Origin of the sequence: Rhizobium atlanticum, assembly GCF_030182485.1 — a bacterium.
In the GTDB taxonomy this organism is placed as follows: domain Bacteria; phylum Pseudomonadota; class Alphaproteobacteria; order Rhizobiales; family Rhizobiaceae; genus Rhizobium.
On the sequence record NZ_JAQJCJ010000085.1, the window covers coordinates 1 to 857 of the forward strand.

The window sequence follows — 857 nt, forward strand, 5'->3', positions numbered from 1 at the left end:
CGCTGCAGGCGGAAGTAGCCCGTCGTGGAGTCGTCAGCGTCTTCCGGATCGAGGTACTGAACCGAAGCCTTGGCGTAGAAGTTGTCAACGATCTGGTAATCAACCGTCAGACCGACCTTCCAGGCATCACCGTCGCTGAAGTCGTCGCCAGCAACGTAGTAGTCGCCGTAGTACTGGACGCCAGGAGTGATCTTGAGCTTGTCGGTTGCCTTGATAGCGTATTCGGCAGCGACAGCCCATTCAGCTGCGGAGTAGTAGGAGTTCGGGCCGGAAGAGTACACGGCTGCGAGGCCGAGCGTGCCGGGGCCGATGTCAACCGTACCCATTGCACGGATAGCGCCGTCTTCGTTGTCGAAGTCCCAACCGCCGGTGAGCTGGTAGCTGAAGGCGCCAGCCTTGCCGCCGAGACCGAAGGCAACGCCTACGTTGTTCGGGCCTTCGCCAGACTTGTAGAAGCCGTCTTCCAGTTCGTCGACGCTGAGACCAGCGTAGAAGTCGCCGCTTTCGTACTGATAGCGGATGGAGTTGTGCAGCGTTACGATCGAGCCGATGTCGTCGGTTTCACCCGAGAGACCATCGTCCCACCAGCTGTAGAACAGACCGGCGCGGAAGCCCGCGACGTCGAGGTAAGCGGAGTCGAGCTTGGCTTCCTGGTCGGTGGCATTGTCAGCATTGAACTGCATGACGATGACGCCGGTCAGCGGACCATATTCGGTGTCGCTCTTGGCGGTGAACTGAACCTGACCGCGGGTGACTGCATCCCAGTCAGAGTCGCCGCCGACGTCTTCGCCAACGTTAACCTGGAAACGGATGTAGCCTTCGATCTTGAGGCAGGTTTCGGTGCCCGGGATGTAGAA

Annotated in this window: 1 protein-coding gene; it reads right to left on the bottom strand. The window is 59.7% G+C overall.

All coding sequences use genetic code 11. From position 1 onward, the window contains the following. A partial coding sequence (locus PH551_RS32810) for a porin (protein WP_285196410.1) occupies positions 1 to 857 on the bottom strand: 857 nt, incomplete at both ends.